This is a genomic window from Methylorubrum podarium, from assembly GCF_022179745.1.
Lineage (GTDB): Bacteria > Pseudomonadota > Alphaproteobacteria > Rhizobiales > Beijerinckiaceae > Methylobacterium > Methylobacterium podarium.
This window is the reverse complement of sequence record NZ_BPRD01000255.1, coordinates 1-5,398: the sequence shown is the minus strand read 5'-3', so window position 1 is coordinate 5,398 and position 5,398 is coordinate 1. Positions and strand designations below refer to the sequence as shown.

Sequence of the window (5,398 nt, the reverse complement as noted above, 5' to 3'; positions counted from 1 at the left end):
GCAAGGGGGAGGAGAGACGCCAATCGGATCACCGCCATGGATGACCACACCCCGATCGACACGCCCGACGGCCCCGCCGTGGAAACGCCCGGCGCGGGCGCGCACCGTTACGAGACGCCGCCGACCGAGCGTCCGATCACGGATGCGGAAGCCGCGAAGGCCGCCGGGCTCGCTCATAACGAGCACCTGAAGATCGCCAGCCGCTACCTGCGCGGCGGGCTCGCCGACGGGCTGCTCAAGCACGCCACCGGCGCGATCTCCGAGGATGACGGCCAGCTCGTCAAGTTCCACGGCATGTACATGCAGGACGACCGGGACATCCGGGCGGAGCGCACCAAGAAGAAGCTCGAGAAGGCCTACAGCTTCATGATCCGCCTGCGCATCGCGGGCGGTGTCGTGACCCCGAAGCAGTGGCTGATCCTCGACGACATCGCCACGACCTATGCCGGCGGAGCGCTGCGGGCGACCACGCGGCAGACGTTCCAGTACCACGGCGTCATCAAGTCGAACCTCAAGCGCACCATGGCGGCGATCGACTCGGCTTTGCTCGACACGATCGCGGCCTGCGGCGACGTGAACCGCAACGTCATGGCGGCGACGAACCCGGCCCAGGCCGGTGCGCACAAGATCGCGCTGCAGCTTGCCAAGGACATCTCCGACACCCTACTGCCGAAGACCGGCGCGTGGCGCGAGATCTGGCTCGACGGCGAGCGCGTCGTCGGCGGCGAGGATGCGGCCGAAATCGAGCCGGTCTACGGCAAGACCTACCTGCCGCGAAAGTTCAAGACCGTGGTCGCGGTGCCGCCCTCCAACGAGGTCGACATCTTCGCCCACGATCTCGGCTTCATCGCCATCCTCGACAAGAAGAACCGGGTGACGGGCTGGAACGTCACGGTGGGCGGCGGCATGGGCATGACCCACGGCGAGACCGACACGTTTCCGCGCACGGCGGACGTGCTCGGCTTCGTGAAGCCCGAGGACGCGCTGAAGGCGGCGGAAGCCGTGATGACGGTCCAGCGCGACTGGGGCAACCGCAAGAACCGCAAGAACGCCCGGCTCAAGTACACGATCGAGCGCTTCGGCCTCGACGCGTTCCGGGCGGAGGTCGAGAAGCGCATCGGCAAGAAACTCGGCGAGCCCAAGCCCTTCACCTTCGAGGGCAACGGCGACCGCTACGGCTGGGTCGAGGGCGAGGACGGGCGCCACCACCTGACGCTCTACGTGCCGTCGGGCCGGATCAAGGACATCGAGGGCGGGCCGCAATTCCTCTCGGGCCTGCGCCGCATCGCCGAGGTGCACGAAGGCGACTTCCGCCTCACCGGCAACCAGAACGTCATCATCGCCAACGTGCCGGCGGCCAAGAAGGCGGAGATCGACGCGCTGGTCGACGCCTACGGCCTGACCAAGGGCGCCTCGGCGATCCGCCGCAGCTCGCTCGCCTGCGTCGCGCTGCCGACCTGCGGGCTGGCGCTCGCCGAGAGCGAGCGCTACCTGCCCGACCTCCTCACGGAACTGGAGGAGAGCCTCGCGCGGCACGGGCTGCAGGACGAGGAGATCACGATCCGCTCGACCGGCTGCCCCAACGGCTGCGCCCGGCCCTTCATCGCCGAGATCGGCCTCGTCGGCCGCGGCCCCGAGCGCTACCATCTCTATCTCGGCGCCGCCTTCGACGGCTCCCGCCTGAGCAAGCTCTACCGCGAGGACGTGACGGCGGCCGAGATCAAGGACACCCTGGAGCCGCTGTTCGCCGCCTACGCCAAGGACCGGCAGCCGGGCGAGCATTTCGGGGATTTCGTGATCCGGGCCGGCTTCGTGGCGAAGACGGGCAACGGTCCGGATTTCCACGAGCGGACGGGGCCGCTGCGGGCGGCGTGATGGGGTAGACCACTTCCCGTCATCGCGAGGCGAAGCCGAAGCGATCCAGCGAACCGCCGCATCCGGAAGGGTCGCGCCGCTGGATCGCTTCGCTGACGCTCGCGATGACGGGATTGCCTCCCGCGATTTCGCTCACACCGGCACCACCGCCACGTTGTCGATGAGCCGGGTGTGGCCGAGATAGGCCGCCACCAGCACCCGCGCCTCCCGCTCGGCCCGCGCGACGGGCTGGAGCGTCTGCGCGTCGCGCACCTCGAGATACTGCACCGGTCCGAAGCCCGCCGCCTCCAGCGCCGCGATGCCCTCGGCGACGAGGGGCGCCGCCTCGGTGCCGCGGGCGAGGCGCTCGGCGATGTCGGCGAGCATCGCGTGCAGGCGCGGCGCGATCCCGCGCTCGCGCGGATCGAGGTAGCGGTTGCGGGAGGAGAGGGCGAGGCCGTCCGCCTCGCGCAGGGTCGGCACGCCCTCGATGGTCACGGGGATGTCGAGGTCGCGGGTGACCGCGCGGATCACCAGCAGCTGCTGAAAGTCCTTCTCGCCGAACAGGGCGATGTCGGGCCGCACCTGGTTGATCAGCTTGGTCACGACGGTGGCGACGCCGGAGAAGTGGCCGGGCCGGAAGGTGCCGCACAGGCCCTCCGCCGCCGGGCCGGGCTCGATGCGGGTCGAGAAGCCCGTCGGGTACATCGTCTCGACGGAGGGGAGCCACGCCGCGTCGGCGCCGGCCCGGGAAAGCAGCGCGAGGTCGGCCTCGGTGTCGCGCGGGTAGCGCGAGAAATCCTCGTTCGGGCCGAACTGGGTCGGGTTCACGAAGATGCTGACGACGGCCCGCCGGCCGATCGCCTTGGCATGGGCCACCAGCGCGAGATGCCCCTCGTGCAGCGCCCCCATGGTCGGCACCAGCACGATCCGGTCGCCGCCCGTCCGCCACGCATCGACGCGGGCGCGCAAGGATTCGAGGCGGTCGAAGCGGAGCGTCGTGTCGGACATCGGGCGGCTCGGGGCAGGGAAAACGCGCCGCAGAGGTAAGCGCCCCGGCCGTCGGATGCCAGCGCCTCAGGGACAGTAGCGCAGGGGCCGGTCGAACGGATCGTCGTAGCCGAGTCCCGGCCGGAAGCCGTAATAGCTCGGTTTGCCCAGGCCATATTCCGAGCCGACATAGCTCGGGTCGCTCGGCGCGTTGGTCGGCACCGGCGCGATGCGCGGGGCGCAGCCGACGAGGCGGCGGGGGAGGGGGCGGGGCGGCCCGTCGACGAGGGCATCGCCGTCGCCGCGGGGAAAGAAGCGCGGGGCCGGGGGCGGTGCGGCGGGGTAGCCCGGCTCGAACAGAGGCAGGTCGGCGGCGATGGCGGGCGTGCCGAGGAGGCAGGCGAGGGCAAGGAGGGCACCGAACACCCGTTGCCGACCGCCCGTCATCGCATCACACTCCCGCCCCGTCTCACGATGCCTCGCAGGTCATGGTGAACGGACCGTTACCGCCGTCCGCTCACGCCCGCGGATAGACGATGACCGAGAGATAGGTCATCGGCGTCTTGATGAGCTTGGCCGGGCCGTGCAGGCCGTTCGAATCGAACATCAGCGCGTCGCCGGGCTCCAGGTGATAGTCCTGGCCCGAATGGTGATAGATCACCTCGCCGGTCAGCATGTAAATGAACTCGGTGCCGATGTGGCGGAAGCTCGTATAGGCCTCGGCCTCGTCCTGCAGGGTGATGAGGTAGGGCTCCACCACCACGTCGCCGCGGATGCCGGCGCCCAAGAGCTCGTAGAGATGGCCGACCTTGGTGCCGCGCCGCTCGATCGGCACGCCCTGGCCGCGCTTCACGTGGCTGCAGTCGCGGGTCTCCTCGAAGGCGGCGAAGAGCGCGGTGATCGGCACGTTGAGCGCCGAGGCGATGGCGTTGATCGAGGCCAGCGAGGGCGAGATCGCGCCGTTCTCGATCTTCGAGATCATGCCCGGCGAGATGCCGGCGGCGCTGCCGAGATCGGCCACCGACAGGTCGCGCTCGCGCCGCAGCAGGCGGACCTGATGGCCCAGCGCCTTCTCCAGCGGGCGCTCCTCGACGACGGGCGCGTTCGACGCTGTGTTGAGCATGGATCCCTGGCTGCCTCCGCGCGCCGGACGGCGCGAAACCATTATGGCGCAGGATTTTGAAGCCGCCACCGGGATTGGTCGTGTGACAGCGGATCGCTCGGATCACCAACCGGGTTCGAGCCTGCCGTCCTCCCCGTCGTCCGGCTCGGACCGAAGGTTCGCGGCCGCTCGGCGCAGCGCAACGGGCAGTGCCGAGAGATCGTCGGCATCGAAGCGCAGGTGCGGAAGCCTCTCGGCCACCATCCCGGCGACGAGCTTGGCCTGCGCGGCGTCGCGCTGACGCTTGCCCAGCTCCCGATCCTCCCGGCCCGCGAGCCACGCCTTGTGGAGAGCGAAGGCGCGCGGGTCGGGGACCGCCATGATCAGCGGGTATCCGCGATCATCGATCACGACCACCCGCTGCTTCGGACTGTTCACGAGCCAGGCAAGCCCCTCGATCTCGACTGCGTGAAGATCGTCATCCCCTCCGAGACTGGCGCGGTCCGCGTCCGTGAGGCGGTCCCTGGGAGACGGCTTGATCAGATCGACCATGAAACCGTCCCGGTTCACGGCGCGGAAGCTCCTTCGGCCCATGAGCGAGAACGACGTATCGGCCTTCCGCAAAAGGCCGAGCAGGCCCTCGGACGAGAGGCCGGGCGCGGCGATCTTCAGTGTCCTGCGGGCGTCGAGGAGGAGGTCAACGTCGCCGGTCGCGACCAAGCCGCTGTCGATCCGAATTCCAGCCATGCGCTCGTAGGCATAGAGCGCGTTCGTGCCGACGACGTGGATCGCCCGTCCGAGCAATCCCGATCCGTCGAGCTGGCGCAGCACGCGTGCGCTGACGAGCGGCACGCGGCCGATCCCGAGGGCCCGATTGACCGGGGCCATCTCATCGAGACGGGTCGCGAGGCCGCGAACGAGATCGCGCTGGCGCGTCCGCCCGCTCTGGAAGCTCTCGTAGATCTGCTCGGTCTCGGGAGATTTCGGGCCCAGCGAACGGCTCGCCCCATGGACTTTCCGGTACAGGTAAGTGCCGCCCGCGATCGACTTCCACGACATCGAGCCGGCAAAGCGTGTGTCGAGTTCGCCCCGGGCCGATCGATAACCGCTGAAGACCTGTTCCGCATCGATCGTCTGACGGATCTGCTCGTTCCGCAAATCACTGAAAAGCATGCGCTTAACCCGATCGGGTGCGAATCTTCGCCTGCGAGGGTTAAATATGGACTGCGAGTTCGGGAAGCGGAAGTGCCCGTTCTGAGGGATCGTCCCAGCGGGCTTTAACCCCAGTCATTCGGTTTCCGGTTGATGACTTCGGTTTCACCATCCGCCGTCATTGCGAGGCGAAGCCGTGGCAATCCAGGGCGCGACTTTTCCGGAGAGGGCGCGCCCTGGATCGCTTCGGCTCCGCCTCGCGATGACGGGATGGGGTACGGCCCGAGGTGATCAGCCGGA

Annotated in this window: 5 protein-coding genes; 1 reads left to right on the top strand and 4 read right to left on the bottom strand. The window is 69.0% G+C overall.

The genetic code is table 11. The annotated features are described in order from the left end of the window. The first annotated feature begins 36 nt into the window (after positions 1–36). Positions 37–1,875: an NADPH-dependent assimilatory sulfite reductase hemoprotein subunit gene (locus MFF42_RS13530; protein WP_238256197.1), complete on the top strand. Its 1,839-nt coding sequence runs from the start codon at positions 37–39 to the stop codon at positions 1,873–1,875. Between the two features lie 132 nt (positions 1,876–2,007). On the opposite strand, the gene panC is transcribed toward MFF42_RS13530, so the two are convergent. The 4 genes from panC to MFF42_RS13510 form a co-directional block, all read right to left on the bottom strand. Then, positions 2,008–2,865: a pantoate--beta-alanine ligase gene (panC, locus tag MFF42_RS13525; RefSeq protein WP_238256196.1), complete on the bottom strand. Its 858-nt coding sequence runs from the start codon at positions 2,863–2,865 to the stop codon at positions 2,008–2,010. A 66-nt stretch (positions 2,866–2,931) separates the two neighbouring features. Further along, on the bottom strand, positions 2,932–3,291 hold the full coding sequence (locus tag MFF42_RS13520) for a hypothetical protein (protein ID WP_238256195.1): 360 nt from the start codon (positions 3,289–3,291) through the stop codon (positions 2,932–2,934). A gap of 70 nt (positions 3,292–3,361) precedes the next feature. Continuing rightward, positions 3,362–3,967, bottom strand: a complete 606-nt coding sequence (locus MFF42_RS13515; protein ID WP_238256194.1) for a helix-turn-helix domain-containing protein — start codon at positions 3,965–3,967, stop codon at positions 3,362–3,364. 102 nt (positions 3,968–4,069) lie between these two features. Beyond that, on the bottom strand, positions 4,070–5,119 hold the full coding sequence (locus MFF42_RS13510; protein ID WP_238256193.1) for a GSU2403 family nucleotidyltransferase fold protein: 1,050 nt from the start codon (positions 5,117–5,119) through the stop codon (positions 4,070–4,072). Positions 5,120–5,398 lie beyond the last annotated feature (279 nt).